This window comes from Nonomuraea sp. NPDC003804 (assembly GCF_040610675.1).
GTDB lineage: Bacteria > Actinomycetota > Actinomycetes > Streptosporangiales > Streptosporangiaceae > Nonomuraea.
Window position 1 is genome coordinate 25,036 of the sequence record NZ_JBEXMT010000009.1, and the last position, 20,551, is coordinate 45,586.

General features: G+C 69.8%; 20 protein-coding genes and 1 pseudogene. 9 read left to right on the forward strand and 12 right to left on the reverse strand.

The features are described from left to right. Positions 1-15 precede the first annotated feature (15 nt). The 3 genes and pseudogenes from ABZX22_RS14220 to ABZX22_RS14230 all read left to right on the forward strand — a co-directional run. Positions 16-960: an ATP-binding cassette domain-containing protein gene (locus tag ABZX22_RS14220; RefSeq protein ID WP_354908392.1), complete on the forward strand. Its 945-nt coding sequence runs from the start codon at positions 16-18 to the stop codon at positions 958-960. Next, positions 957-1,778 (forward strand): ABC transporter permease, encoded by an 822-nt coding sequence (locus ABZX22_RS14225; protein WP_354908395.1) that lies wholly within the window; start codon positions 957-959, stop codon positions 1,776-1,778. The genes ABZX22_RS14220 and ABZX22_RS14225 overlap by 4 nt, the downstream gene beginning before the upstream one ends. 23 nt (positions 1,779-1,801) lie before the next feature. Next, positions 1,802-1,954, forward strand: a pseudogene (locus ABZX22_RS14230) (ABC transporter); the annotation flags it as partial. 92 nt (positions 1,955-2,046) lie between these two features. Here ABZX22_RS14230 and ABZX22_RS14235 read toward each other — a convergent pair. From ABZX22_RS14235 to ABZX22_RS14260, 6 genes are read right to left on the reverse strand one after another with little or no spacing between them, the layout of a single operon-like run. After that, positions 2,047-3,279: a HAMP domain-containing sensor histidine kinase gene (locus ABZX22_RS14235; protein WP_354908397.1), complete on the reverse strand. Its 1,233-nt coding sequence runs from the start codon at positions 3,277-3,279 to the stop codon at positions 2,047-2,049. After that, complete coding sequence (gene cseB, locus ABZX22_RS14240) at positions 3,276-3,965, reverse strand: two-component system response regulator CseB (RefSeq protein WP_354908399.1); 690 nt, start codon at positions 3,963-3,965, stop codon at positions 3,276-3,278. The genes ABZX22_RS14235 and cseB overlap by 4 nt, the downstream gene beginning before the upstream one ends. Positions 3,966-3,980: 15 nt before the next feature. Further along, positions 3,981-5,156, reverse strand: coding sequence for an ABC transporter permease (locus ABZX22_RS14245; protein ID WP_354908401.1), 1,176 nt, complete (start codon positions 5,154-5,156; stop codon positions 3,981-3,983). A 2-nt stretch (positions 5,157-5,158) separates the two neighbouring features. Then, positions 5,159-5,833, reverse strand: coding sequence for an ABC transporter ATP-binding protein (locus ABZX22_RS14250; RefSeq protein WP_354908404.1), 675 nt, complete (start codon positions 5,831-5,833; stop codon positions 5,159-5,161). After that, positions 5,826-7,541, reverse strand: a complete 1,716-nt coding sequence (locus ABZX22_RS14255; RefSeq protein WP_354908406.1) for a peptidoglycan-binding protein — start codon at positions 7,539-7,541, stop codon at positions 5,826-5,828. The genes ABZX22_RS14250 and ABZX22_RS14255 overlap by 8 nt, the downstream gene beginning before the upstream one ends. Then, positions 7,541-8,326 (reverse strand): hypothetical protein, encoded by a 786-nt coding sequence (locus tag ABZX22_RS14260; RefSeq protein WP_354908408.1) that lies wholly within the window; start codon positions 8,324-8,326, stop codon positions 7,541-7,543. Before ABZX22_RS14260 ends, ABZX22_RS14255 begins: the two co-directional genes overlap by 1 nt. A gap of 296 nt (positions 8,327-8,622) precedes the next feature. On the opposite strand from ABZX22_RS14260, the gene ABZX22_RS14265 reads away from it, so the two are divergent. Then, a complete protein-coding gene (locus ABZX22_RS14265) occupies positions 8,623-9,012 on the forward strand; it encodes a VOC family protein (RefSeq protein WP_354908410.1) in 390 nt (129 codons plus the stop codon). 88 nt (positions 9,013-9,100) lie between these two features. Here ABZX22_RS14265 and ABZX22_RS14270 read toward each other — a convergent pair whose 3' ends face one another. Both ABZX22_RS14270 and ABZX22_RS14275 read right to left on the reverse strand, forming a co-directional pair. Next, entirely contained in the window at positions 9,101-9,655 is a 555-nt protein-coding gene (locus ABZX22_RS14270; protein WP_354908412.1) for a peroxidase-related enzyme, read from the reverse strand. A gap of 22 nt (positions 9,656-9,677) precedes the next feature. Then, a complete protein-coding gene (locus ABZX22_RS14275; protein WP_354908415.1) occupies positions 9,678-10,727 on the reverse strand; it encodes a cobalamin-independent methionine synthase II family protein in 1,050 nt (349 codons plus the stop codon). 269 nt (positions 10,728-10,996) lie between these two features. Between ABZX22_RS14275 and ABZX22_RS14280 the strand changes: the two genes are divergently transcribed. The 3 genes from ABZX22_RS14280 (at position 10,997) to ABZX22_RS14290 (ending at position 13,677) form a co-directional block, all read left to right on the forward strand. After that, on the forward strand, positions 10,997-11,515 hold the full coding sequence (locus ABZX22_RS14280) for a pyridoxamine 5'-phosphate oxidase family protein (protein WP_354908417.1): 519 nt from the start codon (positions 10,997-10,999) through the stop codon (positions 11,513-11,515). Between the two features lie 630 nt (positions 11,516-12,145). Beyond that, positions 12,146-12,694, forward strand: coding sequence for a sigma-70 family RNA polymerase sigma factor (locus ABZX22_RS14285; protein ID WP_354908419.1), 549 nt, complete (start codon positions 12,146-12,148; stop codon positions 12,692-12,694). Further along, positions 12,691-13,677, forward strand: a complete 987-nt coding sequence (locus tag ABZX22_RS14290) for a hypothetical protein (RefSeq protein WP_354908421.1) — start codon at positions 12,691-12,693, stop codon at positions 13,675-13,677. The genes ABZX22_RS14285 and ABZX22_RS14290 overlap by 4 nt, the downstream gene beginning before the upstream one ends. A gap of 345 nt (positions 13,678-14,022) precedes the next feature. On the opposite strand, the gene ABZX22_RS14295 is transcribed toward ABZX22_RS14290, so the two are convergent. After that, entirely contained in the window at positions 14,023-14,520 is a 498-nt protein-coding gene (locus ABZX22_RS14295; RefSeq protein ID WP_354908423.1) for a helix-turn-helix domain-containing protein, read from the reverse strand. 75 nt (positions 14,521-14,595) lie between these two features. On the opposite strand from ABZX22_RS14295, the gene ABZX22_RS14300 reads away from it, so the two are divergent. Together ABZX22_RS14300 and ABZX22_RS14305 are read left to right on the forward strand one after the other, a co-directional pair. Next, positions 14,596-15,363 (forward strand): MBL fold metallo-hydrolase, encoded by a 768-nt coding sequence (locus ABZX22_RS14300; protein ID WP_354908425.1) that lies wholly within the window; start codon positions 14,596-14,598, stop codon positions 15,361-15,363. A gap of 283 nt (positions 15,364-15,646) precedes the next feature. Continuing rightward, complete coding sequence (locus ABZX22_RS14305) at positions 15,647-16,393, forward strand: class I SAM-dependent methyltransferase (protein ID WP_354908427.1); 747 nt, start codon at positions 15,647-15,649, stop codon at positions 16,391-16,393. Positions 16,394-16,479: 86 nt separating this feature from the next. Here the strand turns inward: ABZX22_RS14305 and ABZX22_RS14310 are convergent, their stop codons facing one another. The 3 genes from ABZX22_RS14310 to ABZX22_RS14320 all read right to left on the reverse strand — a co-directional run bounded on the left by ABZX22_RS14310 (position 16,480) and on the right by ABZX22_RS14320 (position 20,479). Then, on the reverse strand, positions 16,480-17,154 hold the full coding sequence (locus tag ABZX22_RS14310) for a response regulator transcription factor (RefSeq protein ID WP_354908429.1): 675 nt from the start codon (positions 17,152-17,154) through the stop codon (positions 16,480-16,482). Next, positions 17,151-17,510: an ATP-binding protein gene (locus ABZX22_RS14315; RefSeq protein ID WP_354908432.1), complete on the reverse strand. Its 360-nt coding sequence runs from the start codon at positions 17,508-17,510 to the stop codon at positions 17,151-17,153. The genes ABZX22_RS14310 and ABZX22_RS14315 overlap by 4 nt, the downstream gene beginning before the upstream one ends. Positions 17,511-17,641: 131 nt before the next feature. Continuing rightward, on the reverse strand, positions 17,642-20,479 hold the full coding sequence (locus ABZX22_RS14320; protein WP_354908434.1) for a hypothetical protein: 2,838 nt from the start codon (positions 20,477-20,479) through the stop codon (positions 17,642-17,644). Between the last annotated feature and the right edge of the window lie 72 nt (positions 20,480-20,551).

Genomic DNA, 20,551 nt, shown 5'->3' on the forward strand with positions numbered 1-20,551 from the left:
CCCAGTGGAGGGGTCATGCCTGATCCGATCGTGGTCGCCGAGGGGCTGCACAAGTCCTTCGGCGACACCCATGCGCTGCGGGGGCTGGACCTGAGCGTTCCGAAAGGCACGGTCTGCGGCGTGCTGGGGCCCAACGGCGCGGGGAAGACGACCGCCGTGCGCATCCTGGCGACCTTGTCCGACCCCGATGCCGGGCACGCCCGCATCGCCGGATACGACGTCGTCCGCGAGGCCGGCAAGGTACGCGCCAGGATCGGGCTCGCGGGCCAGTACGCCGCCGTGGACGAGAAGCTCACCGGCCGTGGCAACCTGCGCATGTTCGGACGCCTCTCCCACCTGTCCCGGCGCGAGGCGCGCCGGCGGGCCGACGAGCTGCTCGAACGCTTTGGTCTGATGGACGCCGCCGACCGGCAGGTCACCGGCTACTCCGGCGGCATGCGGCGCCGCCTCGACCTGATCACCAGCCTCATCCTGCGCCCCGAGGTGCTCTTCCTGGACGAGCCGACCACCGGCCTGGACCCGCGCAGCCGCGGCGAGATCTGGGACAACGTCCGCGAGCTGGTGGCGGACGGCACCACGGTGCTGCTCACCACGCAGTACCTGGACGAGGCCGACCAGCTGGCCGACGACATCGCCGTCGTCGACCACGGACAGGTGATCGCCACGGGCACACCCGACGAGCTGAAGGCCACGATCGGCGACCGCCTCGACGTCGTCCTCGAAGACCCCGCCGCCCTGCCTCCGGCGGCGACCGTGCTGAAAGCCCTGACCGGGACCGATCCCACGATGACCGGCGCCGACCGGCTCAGCGTCGCCCTGCCGGGCGGCGGCTTCCGGCTCGCCGACATCGTGCGCGAGCTCGACCGCGCCGGGGTCGCCGTGGCCGACGTGCGGCTGCGCCGCCCCACCCTCGACGAGGTGTTCCTGCGCCTCACCGACCGGAAGGAACTGGTCCGATGACCGACCTCGCCCCGCCGCTGGGCCGCCGCCTGCGGTGGACGTTCACCGACGGCCTGACCCTGGTCGGCCGCGAGCTGGGACGGCTGCGACACAATCCCGGCGAACTCGTCGCGGCGCTGATCTTCCCGGCCGTCATGGTGGTGCTGTTCGGGTACGTCTTCGGCAGCGCGATCCAGGTGCCGAACGGCGGCGACTACCGCGAGTACCTCATGCCCGGCCTGTTCGCGATGGTGACCTTCTCCGCGGTGATGGGGGTCATGACGCGGATGGCCACCGACGCCTCCCGCGGCGTGATGGACCGGTTCCGCTCCATGCCGATGGCGCGCTCGGCGGTGCCGTTCGGGCAGACCGGCGCCGACCTGCTGACCGGCCTGCTGATGCTGGCCATCATGGTGGGCGCGGGCCTGCTGGTGGGCTGGCAGCCGCATCGCGGCCTGATCCCCACGGCCCAGGCGTTCCTGCTGATGATCGTGCTGCGGTACGCGCTGAGCTGGGTGGGCGTCTATGTGGGCCTGGCGGTGAAGAACGACCAGGTCGCCGACGCGATGGTGCCGCTGTTCCTGCCGTTCACGATGCTGTCGAACGCGTTCGTCCCGACCGCCGGCATGCCGGGCTGGCTGCGCTTCCTGGCCGACTGGAACCCGGTGAGCGCGCTCACCGCCGCCTCACGGGAGCTGTTCGGCAACCCGGGCGCCCCGTCCGGAAACGTGACCTGGCCACTCGCGCATCCGGTGACCACCGTCCTGCTCTGGTCGGCCGCGCTGCTGGTGATCTTCGTCCCGCTGTCGCTCCGCGCCTACATGCGCAGAGGACGCTGAACGCTCCAGGCATCTGCATCGAGATGCGCGTCGCCTTCCCCGCGCTGCTGATCCACGCCGTCCCCGCCATCTCGGTGACCAAGTCGTACGGCGCGCACCGCGTCCTGGACGGCATCGACCTCGCCATGCCGCAGGGCACGATCTTCTCCCTGCTCGGCCCCAACGGCGCGGGCAAGATCTCACAAGGGGGGCATCACAATGGTCCGTCGTCGGGGAGACGCCGCGCGGCTACCTGGAGACGGCAGGGAGGGGCCGGCCATCGGGCACATCAGTCGGGCAGGGTGATGGTGACGCTCGCACCGCCGTTGACCGGGTTGGCGAACTGGAGGGTCGCCCCGATGATGCGGGCGTGGCCGAGCACGATGGTCAGGCCGAGCCCGTGCCCGCGGCCGCGCTCGGTCCGTCCGGTGCGGAAGCGCTGCGCCTGTCCCTCGTTCAGGTTCGCGAGCAGGTCCGGCGGGAAACCCGGCCCGTGATCGCGGATGACGATCCGGCGGGAGCCCACGGTGATCGTGACCGGGCCGGCGCCGTGCGTGCGGGCGTTGAGGAGCAGGTTGGCGACGATGCGCTCCAGGCGGCGCGCATCGGTGACGGCTGTCGGGTCGCCCTGGTCGGGGACGACATGCAGCTCGGCGGGCACGTCGACACGGTGCAGCGACTCGCGGACCAGGTCGGCCAGCGGCACCGGCCGGCGGTCCGGTTGTTCGTCGGTGGCGTCCAGGCGGGAGATCTCCAGCAGGTCGTCAACCAGGCCGCGCAGGACGCCGATCCGGTCGCGGACCATGTCGGTGGCTTGCCCGTCGGGCAGCAACTGGCCGGCGGTCAGCAGCCCCATCAGCGGGGTGCGCAGATCGTGCGCGACATCGGCCGTGAAGCGCTGCTCGGCCAGCAGTCGCCGCTGCAGGCTGGCGGCCATGGAGTTGAGCCCGGCGCCGATCTCGGCGATCTCGTCCCGGCCGCCCGCATCGGTGCGAGCGGCCAGGTTGCCGTCGGCGATCTCGCGGGCGGTACGGGCCATGCGCCGAAGCCGCCGGTTGGGGAGTTCGGCCGCCAGCACCGACAGCGGTACCACCCCGGACAGGGCCAGCAGTGCGGCCTTGACCATGTCTCGGTCCAGCGCGTACAGGTCGAGCAGTTCCGAGCCCATCGAGATCTGTACGCTCACCGCCTGGCTGCCGTCGCTGCCGTACGGCTGGGCGGCCCACATCCACGGCTCGTCCCGGTGATCGAGCCCGTACCAGATCACCGGCCGGCCCGGCCGCAGCTGGGCGGCCAGAGCGTCAGGGAGCTCCTCGACGGTCACCACGTCGTCGGGCGTGCCGCCGGGCCGCTCAGCGGGGGCCAGTGAGCTGTCGAGGGCGGTCCTGGCCCGAGCCGCGCCGATGTCCAGGGCACGCTGCCAGGTCGCCCGGTGAACCAGGAGCCCGACCACGGCGGCGACGACGGTGGAGGCGAGCGTGACGAGGGCGGCGATCTTCCATCGCAGCGAAGCCGGGTTCATGTGGCGCTCAACTTGTAGCCGAACCCGCGGACCGTCTCGATGCGCTCGGCGCCGACCTTCTTGCGCAGGCGCTGGACGCACAGGTCGACCACGCGGCTGTCGCCGTCCCACCCGTAGTCCCACACGGTGCGCAGCAGCGTCGCCCGTTCCAGCACGATGCCGGGATGGGCGGCGAACTCCAGTAGCAGCCGCAACTCGGTCGGGCTCAGCTCGACGCGTCGCCCAGCCCGCCGTACCTCCAGCGAACCGGTGTCGATGCTCAGCTCGCCGAAGGTGAGCACCGCACTCTCGGCGGCCCGCCCGGTCGTGGGCGGGGGCTGCGCGATACTGGCCCGGCGCAGCAGCGAGCGGATCCTGGCCACCAGCACCGGCAGATCGACCGGCTTGACCACATAGTCGTCGGCGCCGCCCTCCAGCCCGGCGACGATGTCCAGGCCGTCACCGCGGGCCGACATCATGAGGATCGGCACCTGGCTGGTCTCCCTGATCCTGCGGCACACGCTGATGCCGTCCAGGCCGGGCAGCATCACATCGAGCAGCAGGAGGTCGTGGCCGCCTGCCTGGGCCGCCTCCAGGCCGCTCAGTCCGTCAGCCGCGGTGGTCATGCGATAGCCGTAGCGTTCCAGGGCCAGGCTGACCGACGCGCGGATCACCGCGTCGTCCTCGACGAGCAGCAGGGATGTCATGAAGGTGCACCATATCTACCGAAGCGCGGCGACCGGTTCCATGCGGGCGGCCCGCAGGGCCGGGTACAGGCCCGCCAGCAGCCCGACGACGGCACCGGCGGCAGGAGCCATGACGGCCAGCCGTACGTCCAGGACCGGAGTCCACTGCTTGGCCGCGCAGACCACGACGATCACGACGATTCCCCCGGAAGCACCGATGACGCCGCCGGTCAGCCCGGTGAGGGTGGACTCCAGCAGGAACTGCGCGGCGATGTGGCGGCGGGCGGCGCCGAGCGCGCGGCGCAGACCGATCTCGGCGATGCGCTCCATCACGGTCACCAGCGTGACGTTGGCGATGCCGACCGCGCCGACGACCAGGGAGACCAGCCCGAGGATCAGGAAGAGGGCGTCGACGTCGCCTTCCACCGCATCGCGCGCTCTGGTGGGGCTGGGCGGCGAGATGACCTGGAGGCGGGCCTCATTGCCGGGGCTGAGCGCGGTCGGCGCCTGATCGGCGATCAGTTCCGCGGCGCCGAGGCCGGTGTTGACCAGAACCCGGGTCACGTCGCTCAGGCCGTAGCGCTTGCCGACGGACGGCGGCAGCATGACCGCACCCGCGAGGCTCTTTTCGCGTTTCAGGTCGCCGAGCACGCCGATGACGGTGTACGCCTGGGTGCCGATGAAGACGGCCGGGGCACGGGTCAGCCCGGTGATGCCCAGCAGCTTGGCCGCGTGCTGGCCCAGTACGACGACCTTGTCCCCACGGGCGATGTGCCCGGCGTCGAAGTAGCGGCCCTCGATCATCCTGCCCTTGACCGCGGCGGGAAGGCCGGGGCTGCTGGAGACCACGGTCAGCGTCTGGTCGGTGACCCGGGTCGGGTCCACGATGTCGTTGGAGCGGACGCTGAGATTGGTGCTCTGTTCCGACTCGGCGAGCGCGGCGGCGGAGACCACCCCGCGCAGCCGGGTCACCCGGTCGACGCCGGCCCAGTCGACCAGGGGGACGGGGTTCTCCGGGACTTCGACCGTGACGGAGGTGGCGGTGAGCTCGTCGAAGCGGCCGACGATCTGGTTGCCCGCCGTCGCGGCGATGCCCAGGGTGACGACGAGCGTGGTGATGCCCAGCACGGTGCCCAGCGTGGTCAGCGCCGAACGCACCGGGCGGGCCAGCAGACCCGCCAGGGCCTCGTCCAGCAGGTCGCGAGGGTGCACGTCTACTCCTCTGTGAGGACGCCGTCGGTGATGCGCACCCGGCGCCCGGCCCGGTCGCTCACCTCGGTCTCGTGAGTGATGACCACGATGGTCATCCCCTGGGCGCGCAGTTCGTCGAACAGGTCGAGCACGGCGTCGGTGTTCTTGCTGTCGAGGTTGCCGGTGGGTTCGTCGCACAGCAGCAGCGACGGCTCGCCCAGGAGCGCGCGGGCGATGGCGGCGCGTTGCCGCTCACCGCCGGACAGCCTGCCGGGCAGGAAGTCCACCCGGTGCGACAGCCGTACCCGCTCCAGAGCCCGCATCGCGCGCTCCCGCCGCCCCGCGCGCGGTACCGCGCCGTAGACCTCGGCCAGCATGACGTTCTCCAGCACGCTGCGGTGCGGCAACAGGTGGAAGGACTGGAAGACGAAGCCGATGCGGCTGCCGCGGATGGTGGTCCGCACGCTGTCCTTCAGGGAGGCGGTCTCGATGCCGTCGAGCCGGTAGCTGCCGCTGGTCGGCCGGTCGAGCAGACCGAGCGTGTTGAGCAGGGTGGACTTCCCCGACCCCGAGGGGCCGACGATGGCGACGTAGTCGGACCGGTCGACTCTCAGGTTGACGGCGGACAGCGCCCTGACAGGTGGATCGGCGGGGAACTCCCTGGTCAGGTCGTGGAGCAGGATGACCGGCTCAGGCACTGTTGATCACCACCATGTCGCCCGGCTTGAGGTCGCCGGTCACCTCCACGGCTCCGTCGGCGGACAGGCCGGTGCGTACCTCGACCTCCTTGGTCCGGTCGGGCGCGACCTCCACCTGCACGCGGGCCTTGCCGTCCGCGGCCGTGACGACCGCCGCGGCGGGGACCACGAGCACCTCCTGGTCGGTGGCGCCGATGGTCACGCGCACCGTGACGGGCGCCCCGGCGAGCTTCTTGAGGCCCTTCATCGAGGCGGGCGTGATCGTCACCGGCACGGCGCCCTTCGCGTCGCGTCCGCCGATGGCGGTCACCGTGCCGGGGACGGTCCTGCCGGCCTCGGTCTCGATGCTCGCGTTCAGACCCGTCTTCACCCGCTCGGCCTCGGCCACGTCCACCGAGCCCGAGACCATGAAGGCGGAGCTGGTCACCGTGGCGACCGACTTGTCCACCGGCTCGCCCGCCTTGACGGCCGGCTTGTGCAGCCGGGCGGGCAGCCTGGGCAGGAAGACGACCTCTCCCGGCGGGACGGTGGTGCCGTAGGTCCGGGAGAACTCGGCCAGCAGCGCCTGCGCCGCGGCCAGATCACGCTGGGCGTTGGCCGCCTTCAGCTTGACGGGCGAGAGCTGCCTGGCCTGGCGGAGCGCCTGCTCGGCGGTGACGACGACCTCGCGCGCCACCCGGACGTTCTTCCTCAGCTCGGCCAGCCGCTTGGCCCGCGTGGTCCCGGCCTCCTCCCGTACGCGCTCCAGCGCCGACCTGGCGGCAGCCAGCTCCGCGTCGGCGTTGGCGACCCGGAGTTCGAGCAGGCGGGTGTCGGCGGGCGGTCCGGGCGTGGCACCTGTGGTCGGGCCCGCGGTGGAGCTGGGGCTGGGCGCGGGGGTGGACGGCGCCGTGGCCTGGTCGAGCTCCTGCTGGGCCGCCAGCAGCTTCTCCTCGGCCGCCCGTACGGCGCTCTCGGCGGCCTCGACCTTGGCCTCGTCCTCGGTGGTGTGGTCCTGTGCCCGCGCGCTCTGCAACGCCTGTTCGGCCGCCTTCAGATCCAGCCGGGCGTTGGTGAGCCTGACTTTCATCGGGAGCACATCCCTGCCCTGGTCAAGAGCCTTGCGCTCGGCCGCGAGCACTTCCTGCGCGGTCCGTACGGCCCGGCGCAGTTCGTCGCGCTGCCGCCGCAGTTCCAAGGTGGGCTGCTGCGCCTCGTAGCCCCGCTTGGCGTAGAAGCGCGACACCGCGGCGACGGTCGCCTGGTCGAACACGCCGGTCGCGGGTGCGCGGTAGCCCAGCCTGCGCAGCGCCTTCTGCAGCTGCGTGACGTCGGCCCCCTCGGCGCCGGGGACGATGCTGCGGTGCATCGGCACCTTGCCGGAGAAGACGAACACCGGGCGCCCGTTCACCTCCATCAGCACCGCGCCCTCCGCGAGAGTGCCCCGCCGGGGAGCGCGGGTGGCGCGCTGAACCGTTTCGCTGCCGCCCACCACCCCGGCCAGCGACACCGGATACGGCGAGCCGTACTCCAGCGTGCCGCTGACCACGACGGTGGCGACCAGTTTGCGCCGCTCGACCGCGGCGGTGACGAGCGACGGTTGGGGCGGCCTGCGCGCCGCCGCCTCGTCGGCCGGGGAACGCAGCAGGGTGCCCACTCCCCAGCCGGTCCCCGCGACCACCAGGACCACGGCCAGCACGAGCAGCAGCTTGCCGCGAGGGGTACGCATCACTGCTCTTGGAACCCGTACTTCACCCTGGCCTCGTTGGTCAGCCGCCTTTGCAGGGGGGCGAAGGCGGCGTAGAAGTCCTTGCCGCACTCCAGGTCGACCAGCGCCGACTTGATCTCCTTGGCGAGGTACGGCCTGGCCGCCTCCGCCGTGACCTTGCCCGCCTTGCCGAGCTGGTCAGCCTGCTCGCCCCACACCTGCATGCCGCGGGCGCTCAGCGCGAGCGGCTTCGCGGAGGTCACCCGCTCGCCTTTCGACTTCAGACACTCGGCGAACGGCGCGGCGAGCTCCACAAGCTTGGGATCGCCGTCGAGCGTCTTGTCGATGTTCTCGATCGCCGTGCTCATCTGGTCCTGATAGTCGGCGACCGAGGTGACTTTCAGGCCGTCCACCTGCTGGAGGGCGGTGACCCTGCACTCGTTCAAGGTCTTGACGTAGGCGTCCCGCTTGGCGCCGGACAGGCCCTCCATCGTCGCCTGGTTGGGGTCCGGCGCCCGCGTTTCCCGCGGCTTCGGATAGACGACGGCGGAGAAGACGCCGAAGCCGTACTTGCTGCGGTCCGCCTTCATCACCGCGTAGTCGGCGGGGTTCGCATCGGACTTCTTGGGCCGGCTGACCGAGGCGGTGTAGGGGAAACCCTTCTGCTTCATGCAGGTGGCGATGACGGTCTCCCGCTCGCGAGCCCTGTCCACCGTGGCCCCGCCGCCGTCGGCCGCGGGGGTCGGGGCTCCCCCGCAGCCGGTCAACACCGCCAGACCGAGCAGACCGCACGCCAACACACGCATCAAGGACTCCTTCTCAGCGGGATCGCGCCGCCCTTCACGACGCCGTGGCCACTTTGGAGCCCGTTTCCGTCCGCTCTGTGTTCGCCGGGTATCCGCGGGTGCTCAGCCGTGTATCAGCCGCGTATCAAGGCCGCCGGCCGCCTTGCGTGCTGCGCCCCTCACCGCGACTCGCCGCCGGCGGATCGCCGCCGAAGGCGGGGAAGGCGCGGTGCGAGCCGACCGAATGCTTGCTTGGCTTGGCCTCACTCCGACAGAGTGTCCAGACAGTGTCCGGCAAGATCAAGGAGGCAAGGTCCATGTCCGAGCTCATGGGCGTCTCGCACATCTCGCTGTCGGTGAAGGACAGGGACGCCAGCGTGCGCTGGTACACCGAGGTCCTCGGCTTCAAGGAGTTCGCCACGATGGACGAGGAGCGCTGGCTGCGCACCGTCTGCCTGCACGACAGCCTCGCCATCGTCGGCTTCACCCAGCACCTCGACGTGCGCGAGGACGACTTCGACCACCGCAGGGTGGGCATCGACCACGTCGCGTTCGCGGTGCCGTCGCGCGCGGCGCTCGACGCGTGGGCGCGCAGGTTCGAGCAGTTCGGCGTCACCTACTCGTCCGTGGTCGAGTCGCCGTTCGGCGCCGTGCTGTCGTTCCGCGACCCGGACGGCATCGCGCTCGAGCTGTTCGCGATGGAATAGCGGAAGGGGGTACGGCACCGCGTGCCGTACCCCCTTCGCGTCCTGCCGGCCGAGGTGGGCGTGGCCGGGCACGGCGCGTTCTCGGGCGTCAGGTCGTCGGCTCCAGCAGCGCGGCCAGGTAGCCATCGGTCACGATGCGAGCGGCGCTCTGTTCGTAGGCGGCAGGGTCGTCGGGAGTGACGGTGGCCAGCCCGTCGACGTAGCGGTTGAACATGCAGAACGCGGCCGCGATGAGCACCGTGTCGTGGATCTCGACGTCGCTGGCGCCGGCCTCCCTGGCGGCCTCGATCTGGATGGTCTGGACCTGGCGTCCGCCGCGCTGGACCGCGGACGCGACGGCCAGCAGTGCCCGCAGCTTGGCGGAGATCGGCGCGGTGGCCGGGTCGGCGCGGACGTGATCGATCAGCGCCATCCCCTCGGGCAGTTGCGCCGCCGCGAAGGCCGCGTGCGAGCTGGTGCAGAACTGGCAGTCGTTGAGCGCGGAGACGTAGGCGGCGATCAGCTCGCGTTCGCCCCGCGTCAACGTGCTGGGGCCACGCAGCAGGACCTCGGCCAGTTCGCTGAGCGGTCGCGCCGTCTCGGGCCGGAACGCGAACAGGGAGAGGATTCCCGGCAGGTCGGTGTTCAGGTGGATGTGCGGCATTGCGGGCTCCTTGGTGTGAGGGTCAGACGCCCAGCTCGGCCGCGGCCGAGGCGGTGCCCTCCAGCCGCGCCCTGATCTTGGCGAACGCCACCTCGCGGGAGGTGGAGGTGTCGTCGGCGAACGGGGAGAACCCGCAGTCGTCGCAGGTTCCCAGGCGGTCGGGAGGCAGGTGGCGGGCCGCGGCGAGCACGCGGTCGCGTACCTGCTCGGGGGTTTCCACCTGCGGATCGATCGGGTCGATCACGCCGACGAAGATCCGGGCGGTGGCCGGCAGGTGTTCGGCGATGACGGCCAGAACCTTGTCGGGCTCGGGTTCGCTGGCCAGCTGGACGTAGAAGTTGCCGGCCTTGAGCTGGAACAGGTGGGGCAGCAGCCCGGCGTAGTCAACATCGGCGCTGTGGGTGGAATCCTGGTCGCCGCCCGGGCAGGTGTGCACCCCGATCCGCGACCGCTCCTCGGGAGAGAACCGTTCCAGCACCCTGTTGTTCAGCGCGACGAACTCCTCCAGCACGCCGCCGCTGGGGTCGAGCTTGAGCGACAGCCGCCCTTCGGTGAAGTCGAGCTGGACGGCGTGCGCTCCGGCGTCCAGGCAGCCGCGAATGTCGGCCTCGGCCTCGTCGGCCAGGTCGTCCAGGAAGCGCTCGCGCGGGTAGCCGTCGATGCCGGTGGCGGGGTAGAGCAGGCTGAGCGCGGACGGCGCGATGACCGCCTGCTTGACCGGGACGGTCGCGTGCCGCTGGGCGGCCCGCAGGTACTGCTCGGCGCGTACGGCGTAGCGGAACGGCCCCGCGGTCAATCGGGGCAGCTGCCGGGTGTGCCCGTCCGCGAACGGGATCACGGCGCCATCGGGCGCCAGGTGCGCCAAGCCCGCGATCGGGTAGGTGGCGAAGCTCGGCTTGGCCTGCTCACCGTCGGTGACGACCGGCGAGCCGGCCTGCTCCATGCGCGCGATCGTGTCCCGCACGGCCGATTCCTGGGCGCGCGCCAGCTCGGCGGCGTCGCCGGAGCGCATCGCGGCCAGGAATTCGGGTGAACGGGGAATGCTGCCGATCGGCTCGGTCGGGATGCCCATGCCGCGACGGTATATCGCTCCCTGCAATGGTTCAACGACCCCAAGTAACCACCCCGGCTGGCGTAACCACCTGGGCACGGCCCAAGCCTCGGGGACGTGACCTGGTGTGACTGCCCGCTCCTGCCTTCGCGGGTGTGACGGCCGAGTCCATGACCACCACCGGGCGAAGAAACAAGACACAAGGTGTCAGGTTTTTGATCGAACATGGCTTTCACCGGTCAGCGCCGAAGGTGGCCGCGAACCGGTCGTACGGATAGACAAGGAAAGCAATGCGCGAAACGCAAGAAGATCTCAAAGAGCTCCAGAGCCTCCTGGACTCCTCCCTGTCCCGCTCCACCTCGCATCTCCGCTCGATCGTCACCGAGCGCACCCTGACCGCGGAGCAGCTCACCCAGGTCCTCACCGGCATGTGCACCCTCGCACTGTCCACGGTGACGGCGAAGGGCGAGCCGCGGATCAGCGGCGTGGACGGACATTTCCTTCACGGCAGGTGGCATTTCGGAACGGCACGCAGCGCCGCCAAGGCCCGCCACCTGACCACCCGCCCGGCCGCCAGCGTCGCGCACATGCGCGGCGAGGACCTGGGCGTGTTCACCCACGGCACGGTGGAGATCCTCAACCCCGAGGACGGCGAGCCCGCCGCGGACTGGCCGGACCTGCTCGCGTACTTCAAGGACTTCTACGGCGAAGGCGCCTTCGACTGGGAGAACGAGGTGGTCTACTACCGGCTGCACCCGCACTGGATGACCGTCTACGCCCCCGACGTCGACAAGCTCACCGCCACGTGACCGCAGGCCCATGAAGGAGGCCCCGGGCGCGCTGTTCGGGTCGTCGTCTCGCGGCATCGAGGCGGCTGGCGCGGCTGACCCGATCCGGGGCCGTGACCACCCTCGAACCGGCCGAGCGACCGGGCCTCCTTGGAGCGCCGGATCGACGCGCGCGCCGCCGGGCTACTGCGCCTGGTCCCCCGCCGCGGTGTCCAGCGCCGGCGCGATCCAGCCCCTCATCGACGCGCTCAAGCTCGTCCAGCGCTACGCCAGGGCTGGCGACACCACCTACTACCCGCTCGGTGAGACCCCGCCCGAGCACACGGGCACGCTCGAGGACTGGGCCGACCTGGTCCATCGCACCGACACCCGCGGTCGGCGGCCGGTGGCGCGCATGGTGTATGAGGTGGCCACCTTCCAGACCCTGCGCGAGCAGCTGCGCTGCAAGGAGATCTGGGTGGTCGGCGCCGACCGGTGGCGCAACCCGGACGAGGACCTGCCCGCCGACTTCGAAAAAGCTTCTGTGAAGGCGCTGGAGTCCGAAAGCGCTGAAGATTTCCAAGATTCACATGAAATGGTGGGGCACCTTTCGCCATGTATGGGGATGTCCGCGTTTCGTACTGACAAGGAGATCGGCCATGGGAATCGCCCGTGGATGACGATGAAGCGGCCAGGTTCGAGGCCGTCTACAGGGGGACATACGACCAGATCGCAGCCTACGCCGCACGCCGCTGTGACTCTCCGCAGGATGCGGCCGATGTCGTGGCGGAGACCTTCACCATTGCCTGGCGCCGGGTGGCTGATCTGCCGCCGGGGCAGGAGGCCAAGCTCTGGCTGTATGGCGTAGCGCGCAAGGTGCTGGCCGATCACAGCCGGAGCACAGCCCGGCAGCGGCTGCGCAGCGTGGAGCTTGACGCCGAGATGGCCGATCTTTATGGGGACTCTCCCGGCAGCAGCGTGGAGCTGAGCGTGATCGGCGCGGTGTTTCGCAGCCTGCCCGACGACGACCGTGAGCTTCTCTCGCTGGTCGCCTGGGAGGGGCTGGGGCGCGATGAGATCGCCGCGATGCTGGGACTGTCCCGCAACGCCGTGCGCATCAGGCTTTATCGCGCCCGCAGGCGCTTCTCGCGCGCACTCGACGAAGCCAGTGTCCCGTTCACAGCAGAAAGCCGGATGATTCCGGCGGGGAGGTCGTTGTGAGGAACGTCGATGAGATCAACGAACTTCTGAGACCACTGGCCCGAGTCGAGCCCGGACAGCCGAACAGCCACGCGTCCGGTACGGGGGCGCGCGCGTTGCTGGCCTCGATCGCGGCCCAGGAGCCCGGCAGTGCCGCCAGGACGCTGGGACGTGCTCACCGGTCCGCTTCGCGCAGTCCTCGACGTCTTGCGCTGGGCCTGACCGCTGCGGCCATGCTCGCAACAGGCATCGTAGTAGGGCCGAGCCTACTGGAGGACGGACGTGGCGTGGCGGTGTCCTACGCCAACTCCGCGGTGGAGATCCACCGGGAAGGCGACCAGTACGTCGCCCGCATCAAGGACCCGTTCGCTGACCACGACAAGTACACCCAGGCGTTCCACGCGGTCGGCCTGAACGTCGATCTACGCCCGGTGCCCGTCTCGCCAGGCGGCGTGGGAAAGATCCTCGGCATGATCATCGCAGACAAGGGTTCCTCTCGCCCCGCCCCGGAAGCCAAGCCAGACCCCTCCGGCCCTCGGATCAACGGTGTCCCCCTCTCGATGGAGGCGACACCCAAAGGATGCCAGCCAGGACAGGACAGACACTGCGTCATGGTGATGCGAATCCCCGCCGGTTTCACCGGCCATGTAGACGTCAAGCTGGGACGCCAGGCGAAGCCGGGAGAGGAATACGCGAACTTCGACTCGGCCATGGCGCCAGGCGAGATGTTCGGCGGGGTCCGGCTGAGAGACGGCCGCCCCGTGGACGACATCCTGGCTGAGGCGCGCAAGCGTAACCTGACCGCGGTGTTCAGCCTCATTCGGACGGATAAGAAAACGGGCGGCCTGTCCTTCGAGCCGCTACCTGCCGACCGGGTCGGACCCGGCTGGACCGTCTGGAACGCATGGCAGGTGAAGGCCGGCGTGATCCGGCTGCTCGTCACACCCGAGCGTCTACCCGAGAACCCGTTCTACAACGGAAGCGCGCCACCGCCCGCATCCTGATCACGTGCGCAACTCGGCTCCCGCCCCGCAACGGGGCGGGAGCCGTCCGTTTGATCAATACTCACGTGACGCACTGCGCGTGACACTGGACGGCCGGCCCGACGTCGAGGTGATCGGTGAGGCGGCCGACGTGGTGCCGACCACCCGGCTGGATCTCGGACCGCGCCCTGTTCCCCGGCGGACCCTCCGCCTGACGGGCCGAGCGGCCACTCCCGAAACCAAGGTTCCGCGACAGCCGTGCGCGCTCGGGCGGCCGCGCGGAGTGTCCCGCATGCCGTTCCTATGTGAGACATCATCTCGGGCGACGTCCGTTGGCGCCTTGGGACGTGGCCGACGGGCTGGCAGCTACGAGGAGTTGGTGGCGGCGCGGTAGGCCGCGTTCAGGCGCTCGCGAACACTCGGTGATCGCGCTGGGAGTTCGGAGCCAAGGTGCTCGCGGCGAAGCTCGTCCATGAACTCGTGCCAGAGCGCGGGGCCGCCTTGTTCAAGCAGCACGGCGCGAGCGTTCAGCGCGCTGCTCGTGGGTCGGTGGCGAAGTCCCCAGCTGCCCAGCTGCGCGAACACGGGTACGAGTTGGATCGCGGGTTCGGTCAGGCTGTAGCGTGCCCGCTGCCCGGGTCGCGTGTCCTCGCGGGTGAGCAGTCCCGACTTGACGAGTCGTTTGAGTCGGTCGGCGAGAATATTCGAGGCGATCCCCTCGATCGAGTTGGCCTGCAGCTCTCGGAAATAGCGGCGGTCTCCGAAGACGATGTCGCGGAGGACGATCAGACTCCAGCGATCGCCGAACGCCTCGATGGCGGCGTTGATCGGGCACTCCGACCGCGGCTCATTTGCTTCGCGCATACTGCTTGCAATCTACCACCGCCCGGTACTACCGTCTCGACGAGCGGTTGCACATCACAAGCGGAAGGGGCCGCCGTGCTGAGGCAGGTCGCGGAGGGCGTGCTGATCCACGAGAGCGAGTTCTGCCAAAGCAACGCCGTGGTCGTGCAAGGCCGCGCTGGCGTGCTGCTCATCGACCCCGGGGTGCAGGGCCACGAAATGGCCTGCCTCGCGAACGACCTTCGCGAACTGGGCCAGCCCGTTGTGGCGGGTTTCTCGACGCATCCGCATTGGGATCACCTGCTCTGGCACGCCGGGCTCGGCGCGGCGCCTCGCTACGGCACGGCCCGCTGCGCGGCCACTGTCCGAGATCGGCTGTCGGACCCGGGCGCGAAGGCCCGCATCGCCGCTCAACTGATACCGCCGGACATCGCCGAGCAGGTACCGCTGGACCTGCTCGGCCTCATCACCGGCTTGCCCGCCGACACCGTGCGGATTCCTTGGGATGGTCCTCAAGTCAGGATCATCGAGCATCAGGCGCATGCCCCGGGCCATGCGGCGCTGTTGATCGAGGAGCGCGGCGTTCTCGTCGCCGGCGACATGCTCTCTGATGTCCTGATTCCGATGCTCGACTTGAACGGCACCGCGGACCCGATCGAGGACCACCTCGCCGCGCTGCGGCTGCTGGAGGGCGTGGCGGGCGATGCCGATGTCCTCATCCCCGGCCACGGGTCAGTCGGCGGAGCCGATCAGGTACACGCACGGATCGAGCGGGATCGGGCGTACGTGCTCGCCTTGCGTGAGGGCCATGTCCCCGTGACGCCCGGGTCGGCCCATCGGCTACGCCCGGCTGGGAATGGGTAAGCGATGTGCACAACGGGCAAGCCCATCGCCTCGCCCGACAGAGCTAGCGCGACGGGACGCCCGGCTAGCTCGCGGTAGTGCCGCAGCTCAGCCGCAAGGGGGACCGACAATTCCGCCCCATGACATCGTCCACCGCGCGACATGAGCGCCGCTCAACGACAGCTCCTCACATGCCGATCAATATGGTGGAATGGCGATCAAGCGACCGCCCGCGTAGTGACACGCTACCCAGGCCACCGGCACTGTGCGGGGACGATGGGTGACAGCCGGAAAGGCAGTGTCAATGTCCAGCGCGCAGTTGTACGACACCATCGGAGCCACCTACACCGTGACACGGCGCACGGAACCGCGCATCGCCGCGCGGATCTGGGCCGCGCTCGGCGATGCCCGGACCATACTGAACGTCGGGGCGGGCACCGGGTCGTACGAGCCCCCCGACCGCCACGTCCTCGCGGTGGAACCGTCGGCGCTCATGCGTTCGCAGCGTCTCCCGGGCGCGGCGCCGTGCCTGGTCGGATCTGCCGAGAGCCTGCCGTTCGATGACCAGTCCTTCGACGCCGCGATGGCTGTTTCCTCCGTTCATCACTGGCAGGACCCGATTGCCGGCCTGCGCGAGCTGCGGCGGGTTGCTCGCCGCGTGGTGGTGTTCACGCACGACACCAGCGACACCGGATGGCTTCATCGGTTCTGGCTTACTCGCGACTACCTGCCTGAGGTCGCGGACCTCCTCGCCGGCCGGCCTTCGGTGTCCGAGCAGGCCGGCGCGATCGGAGCCCGGATGGAACCGGTGCTCGTCCCGTGGGACTGCGCTGACGGCTTCTTGGAGGCCTACTGGCGTCGGCCGGAGGCGTACCTGGACGAGAATGTCCGTCGCGGGATATCGGTCTGGGCCAGAGTCGGGCCGGACGCCGAGCAGCGGGCAGTGCGCAGCCTCCGCGACGACCTCGCATCCGGTCGGTGGGCCGACCGCAACCACGACCTCGTCGATCTCGACGCGGCAGAGCTTGGGCTTCGCCTGCTGATCGCCTGAACCCGCCACCGGCTCGCACCGGTCAACGGTCCTTGAACCCCGAAGCACGGGCAATTGCGGTTGGCTCTTCGTCCCGAGGACCGTTGTCAGCCTTCTGCCAGCCCGTGCCGGTAGGCGTAGCGTGTCGCGTCGCTGCGGCTACGCGCTCCGATCTTGGCGAAGGCGTGGTTGATGTGCGTTTTGACCGTCGACTCTCCGATGAACAGCGACGTGGCGATCTGCTGGTTCGTCATGCCTTGTGCGATGAGCTTCAGAATCTCGACCTCCCGGGGGGTGAGCCCGTCGGGGTTGCCCCAGCGATCTGGCGGTGCGGGGTGGAGCGGGCCCGGCCGTAGCATGGCCGCCACAAGGCGCCGGGAGACGGCGGTGTCGAAGGTGGACTGACCAGACGCGGTGGCGCGGAGAGCCGCCGCGATCTCGGCTCGGCCGGCGTCCTTGGTCAGATAGCCGCGGGCACCTGAACGAAGGGCCGCCGCGATCGAGTCATCGTCGGCGTACGTGGTCAGGACCAAGACCGCGACCTGTGAATGCTGCCGGGTGATGCGCTGCGTGGCTTCCACCCCGTCCATCACCGGCATCCGCAGGTCCATCAGCACAACGTCAGCAGAGGTTTCCTCCAGCAGCCGAAGCGCGCCCTCGCCGTCGCCCGCCGAACCGACGACCTCGACGTCGTCCAGCAGCCCGAGCAGGGCCACCAGGCCTTCCCTGACGATCTGCTGGTCATCGACAACGATCACGCGGATCATCGTGGTGTCGCTCACGCCGGTACCTCCGCGACCACCTGCCAGCCACCCCACTTCTCCGCAGCGGTGAGTTGGCCACCCACGAGGGCGAGCCGTTCGCGCATGCCGGTCAGTCCGTACCCCACAGGGCGCGCGCTGCGGTCGCCTTCAGCCGGTTCGGGAACGGACTCGTTACGGACCACGAGGTTCACGGTATCGACGTGGTAGTCGAGCCGAACCGTGATCGCGGCGTGCGGGGCGTGCTTGGCGGCATTGGTGAGCGCCTCCCGCGCGGTGCGCACCAGGCAGACGGTGACGGCCGGCGGCAATGAGCGCGGCGTCCCGCCGACCTCGGCGTGAACGACCGCTGAATGGTTGCCGCGATGAGCTTCCACAGCCAGCTCCAGGTGAGGGCGTGGTGCGCCGGTGTTCCACCAGTACGTGCGCGAACTCGGCGGGCGCCTCCTCCGGGCTGACCGAGGAGGCCGGCCCGGTGCTTCCGGAGGTCTGCCCGCCGGCCTGACCCTCAGTACACCTCGATCCTGTTGGCGTTGATGTCGTCCAGTAGGCGGATGCTTCTGCTGTACCGCTCGGCGGTGTCGGAGCCGACCGGCAGCGCGGCCGTGTCCTGGGCGTAGAGCACCGCGGCGCGCACGGTGCCGGGGCTGGAGCTGATCGCGGTGTCGGCGTTGATGCGCCTGGTCGCCAGGTTGAAGTACGTGCCCAGCAGGTGCTCGGTGAGCACGCTCTTCGGCGAGTTGTCGGCGGTGAAGGCCACCGTGATCTCGGCGGCGGTCAGGGCTCCGCCGCGGTCGGTGTCGTAGCGCTGGTCGGTGGCCTGGATACGGGCGAGGAACTCGGCCGTCCACTGGCCGGCGTGGTTCTTCCAGAAGCCCTTGGAACGCGGATCGCGGGTGGGCGGCACGACCGTGACCCCGGTGGTCGCCGAGGCGGTGACCGGGGCGAAGGTGCACGCCCCGCCGGCGTTCTTGTAGCGCACGGACACGTCGCTCGTGTACGTCGTGCCCGCCGGGGCCAGCAGCGTCGGCCGCGCGGTGAAGACGATCGCGCGGTCGCCGGACCTGGCAGGGACGGCGCCCACGTTCCAGACCAGGGTCCGGGTGCCGTCGTCGTTGAGCGTCACCGAGTCGGGTCGGGGGCCCGTTCCCAGGTCGAGCGCCTGGCTGTAGTAGACGCCGGACGGGAGCGTGGCGGTGACGACGGTGTCGGACGCGGCGCCGCCACCCGTGTTCGCGTACGTGACGGTGTAGGTGACGGCCTCGCCGGCGTTGACCGTGGGGGTCGCGGTCTGGTTCACGGTCAGGACCGGGGCGCGGACCGTGGTGGTGGCGCGGTCGGTGTTGTCGTCGGTGTACGGGTCGGGGATGCCGTCGGTGTCCTTGCCGGTGACCGTGGCGGTGTTGGTGACCACGGTGCCGTCGGTCGTGGCGCAGGGCACCTGGTAGGTGAACGGGGGTGTGACGGTGTGGACGGCGCCGTTGGCCAGGTCCGGGAGCGAACGGTGGTGCGCGGTGCCGTCGGGAAGCGTGTCGGTCACCGAGAGGGCGGTAGCGGTGCCGGGGCCGAGGTCGGTCACGGTCACCGTGTAGGTCACGGTGTCGCCGCCGACGGCCTCGGTCCGGTCGGCGGACTTGGTGAGCTTGACGTCGGCCTGCTGGGACCTGGCGCGGATCATCTGCGCGGTGAGTTCCTGCGGCAGGCCGCGGCGCGCGCCGTCGCCGAAGAACCTGGCGTTGAGGCGGGGGTTGTACTGGATGTTGGACCAGTCGTCGAAGCCGTGCAGGACTTCCAGGTCCTTGTCGGGGCACTCGTCCATGATGCGGGTGATGTTGGCGGCGGTCTCGCCCTGTCTTGTGCCGTTTCCGTTCCAGTCGATGAATCCGTTGGTGGCGGCCACCGTTCTGGGCTTGCCGCCGACGCCGTACACGATCTGGCGATCGGGGCTGGCGTACACCCCGGAGTTCTCGTCGAGTTCGCTCTCCGGCAACGACACGGTGAGAGCCGTGCCCCTGGCCGAGCTGCTGTAGTCCAGCGGCCGGATGGGGTCGTAGTCCTGGAACTGGTAGGAGTAGTTCATCACGCTGAGGTAGTTGGGTTTGCAGTTGACCTTTTCGTCGCCGCCATGGCCCAGGCCCAGCGTGTGTCCCAGCTCGTGCATGAAGGTGGACTTCTCGGCGTTCACCCGCCCGCCCAGTTCCTGGAACTCCTTGGGGGTGAACGCGCCCATCGTGACGACGAAGTCGTTGCCACCTCGGGGGCTGGTGGGGTCCCACTCGGCTATGCCCGATCCGTTGGTGTTCCCGTCCTCGTCCTCGACGCGGTCGCCGAAGATCATGTAGCGGTACACCATGTTCTTGGCCTTCAGGATGTTCGCGCAGTTCGGGCTGGAGCGGTCGGCGGCGGTGCCGAAGGCGCCCGCGCAGGTGCTGTTCCGCGCGCCGTTCTTGATGAAGCTGAAGTTGTCCGGTTGTCCGTCGTTGTCCGGGACGAAGCGGAGCACGGGCACGTGCGGCAGTTCCTCGTCGATGTCCAGCATGTGGAGCCCGACGCCCAGGTATTTGCCGCCCGGGTACGGATCGACCGGCGCGCGGTCGAACGCGCCGACCACGTCCAGGAGGCCCAGGTAGTCGGGCCGGAATCCGGTCATGTAGTCGACCTCGACGAACAGGTCCTTCCGGTACGGCAGGGCGTTGTACGGCGGGTCGCCCAGCGGCAGGTCAACGGTGCCGTCGATGTTGGCGTCGAGACCCAGACCGGGTGTCTCCCAGGCGTTCTGTATGCCGTCGCCGTCGCTGTCGCCGCCCGCGTTCCTCGCCAGGTCGAGGCAGTGCGGGGTGGTGATGGTGAAGTAGCCGCGAGCCGAGTCGACGCCGCCGGCCTCGCTCTGCCCCGCCAGAGACAGGATGCCCGCCCCCTGCTGGGCGGTCAGGCCGCCACCGGTGAAGACGCAGGTGTTCAGATCGAACGTGATGTCCAGGTCATCTCCTGGCTGGCCCCAGTCGATGGGGTCGTCAGGGGTCGCGTCGTCCTGGTCCCACAGTTCCAGGTGGATGTCGATGGGGTTGTGGGTGCTGTCGACCTTCTCGCTGTGGACCCAGTTGGTCCTGAAGTCGGGACCGTGGGCGCAGCAGAAGTCGGCCTTGCCGTCGAAGTTCTTGCCGTCGATCCGGAACTTCGGGTAGTAGTCGTTCGGGCACGACTCGCCTGCCCCCTCGCCGCACTCCACCTCGACCACCCGGTACAGGTGGACGGTGACCGTCACATCCTCGGCCTGGGCCGCGGCGGGCGCGAGATACGCCAGCACCACGAGCAACGCGACCAGCGATCGAGCCAACCATCTCATGGCGCGGTCCTCTCCGAACTGTCCGGATCCCGATGATCGCCCGAACGGACCCTTGCGGCATGAGTAGGCCCA

Coding starts and splice junctions, on each gene's coding strand:
- ABZX22_RS14235 (WP_354908397.1), bottom strand. CDS start 3,279: ATGAACCCGGCTTCGCTGCGATGGAAGATCGCCGCCCTCGTCACGCTC.
- ABZX22_RS14260 (WP_354908408.1), bottom strand. CDS start 8,326: ATGCGTGTGTTGGCGTGCGGTCTGCTCGGTCTGGCGGTGTTGACCGGC.
- ABZX22_RS14255 (WP_354908406.1), bottom strand. CDS start 7,541: ATGCGTACCCCTCGCGGCAAGCTGCTGCTCGTGCTGGCCGTGGTCCTG.
- ABZX22_RS14265 (WP_354908410.1), top strand. CDS start 8,623: ATGTCCGAGCTCATGGGCGTCTCGCACATCTCGCTGTCGGTGAAGGAC.
- ABZX22_RS14320 (WP_354908434.1), bottom strand. CDS start 20,479: ATGAGATGGTTGGCTCGATCGCTGGTCGCGTTGCTCGTGGTGCTGGCG.
- ABZX22_RS14225 (WP_354908395.1), top strand. CDS start 957: ATGACCGACCTCGCCCCGCCGCTGGGCCGCCGCCTGCGGTGGACGTTC.
- ABZX22_RS14275 (WP_354908415.1), bottom strand. CDS start 10,727: ATGGGCATCCCGACCGAGCCGATCGGCAGCATTCCCCGTTCACCCGAA.
- ABZX22_RS14295 (WP_354908423.1), bottom strand. CDS start 14,520: ATGCGCGAAGCAAATGAGCCGCGGTCGGAGTGCCCGATCAACGCCGCC.
- ABZX22_RS14220 (WP_354908392.1), top strand. CDS start 16: ATGCCTGATCCGATCGTGGTCGCCGAGGGGCTGCACAAGTCCTTCGGC.
- ABZX22_RS14280 (WP_354908417.1), top strand. CDS start 10,997: ATGCGCGAAACGCAAGAAGATCTCAAAGAGCTCCAGAGCCTCCTGGAC.
- cseB (WP_354908399.1), bottom strand. CDS start 3,965: ATGACATCCCTGCTGCTCGTCGAGGACGACGCGGTGATCCGCGCGTCG.
- ABZX22_RS14305 (WP_354908427.1), top strand. CDS start 15,647: ATGTCCAGCGCGCAGTTGTACGACACCATCGGAGCCACCTACACCGTG.
- ABZX22_RS14270 (WP_354908412.1), bottom strand. CDS start 9,655: ATGCCGCACATCCACCTGAACACCGACCTGCCGGGAATCCTCTCCCTG.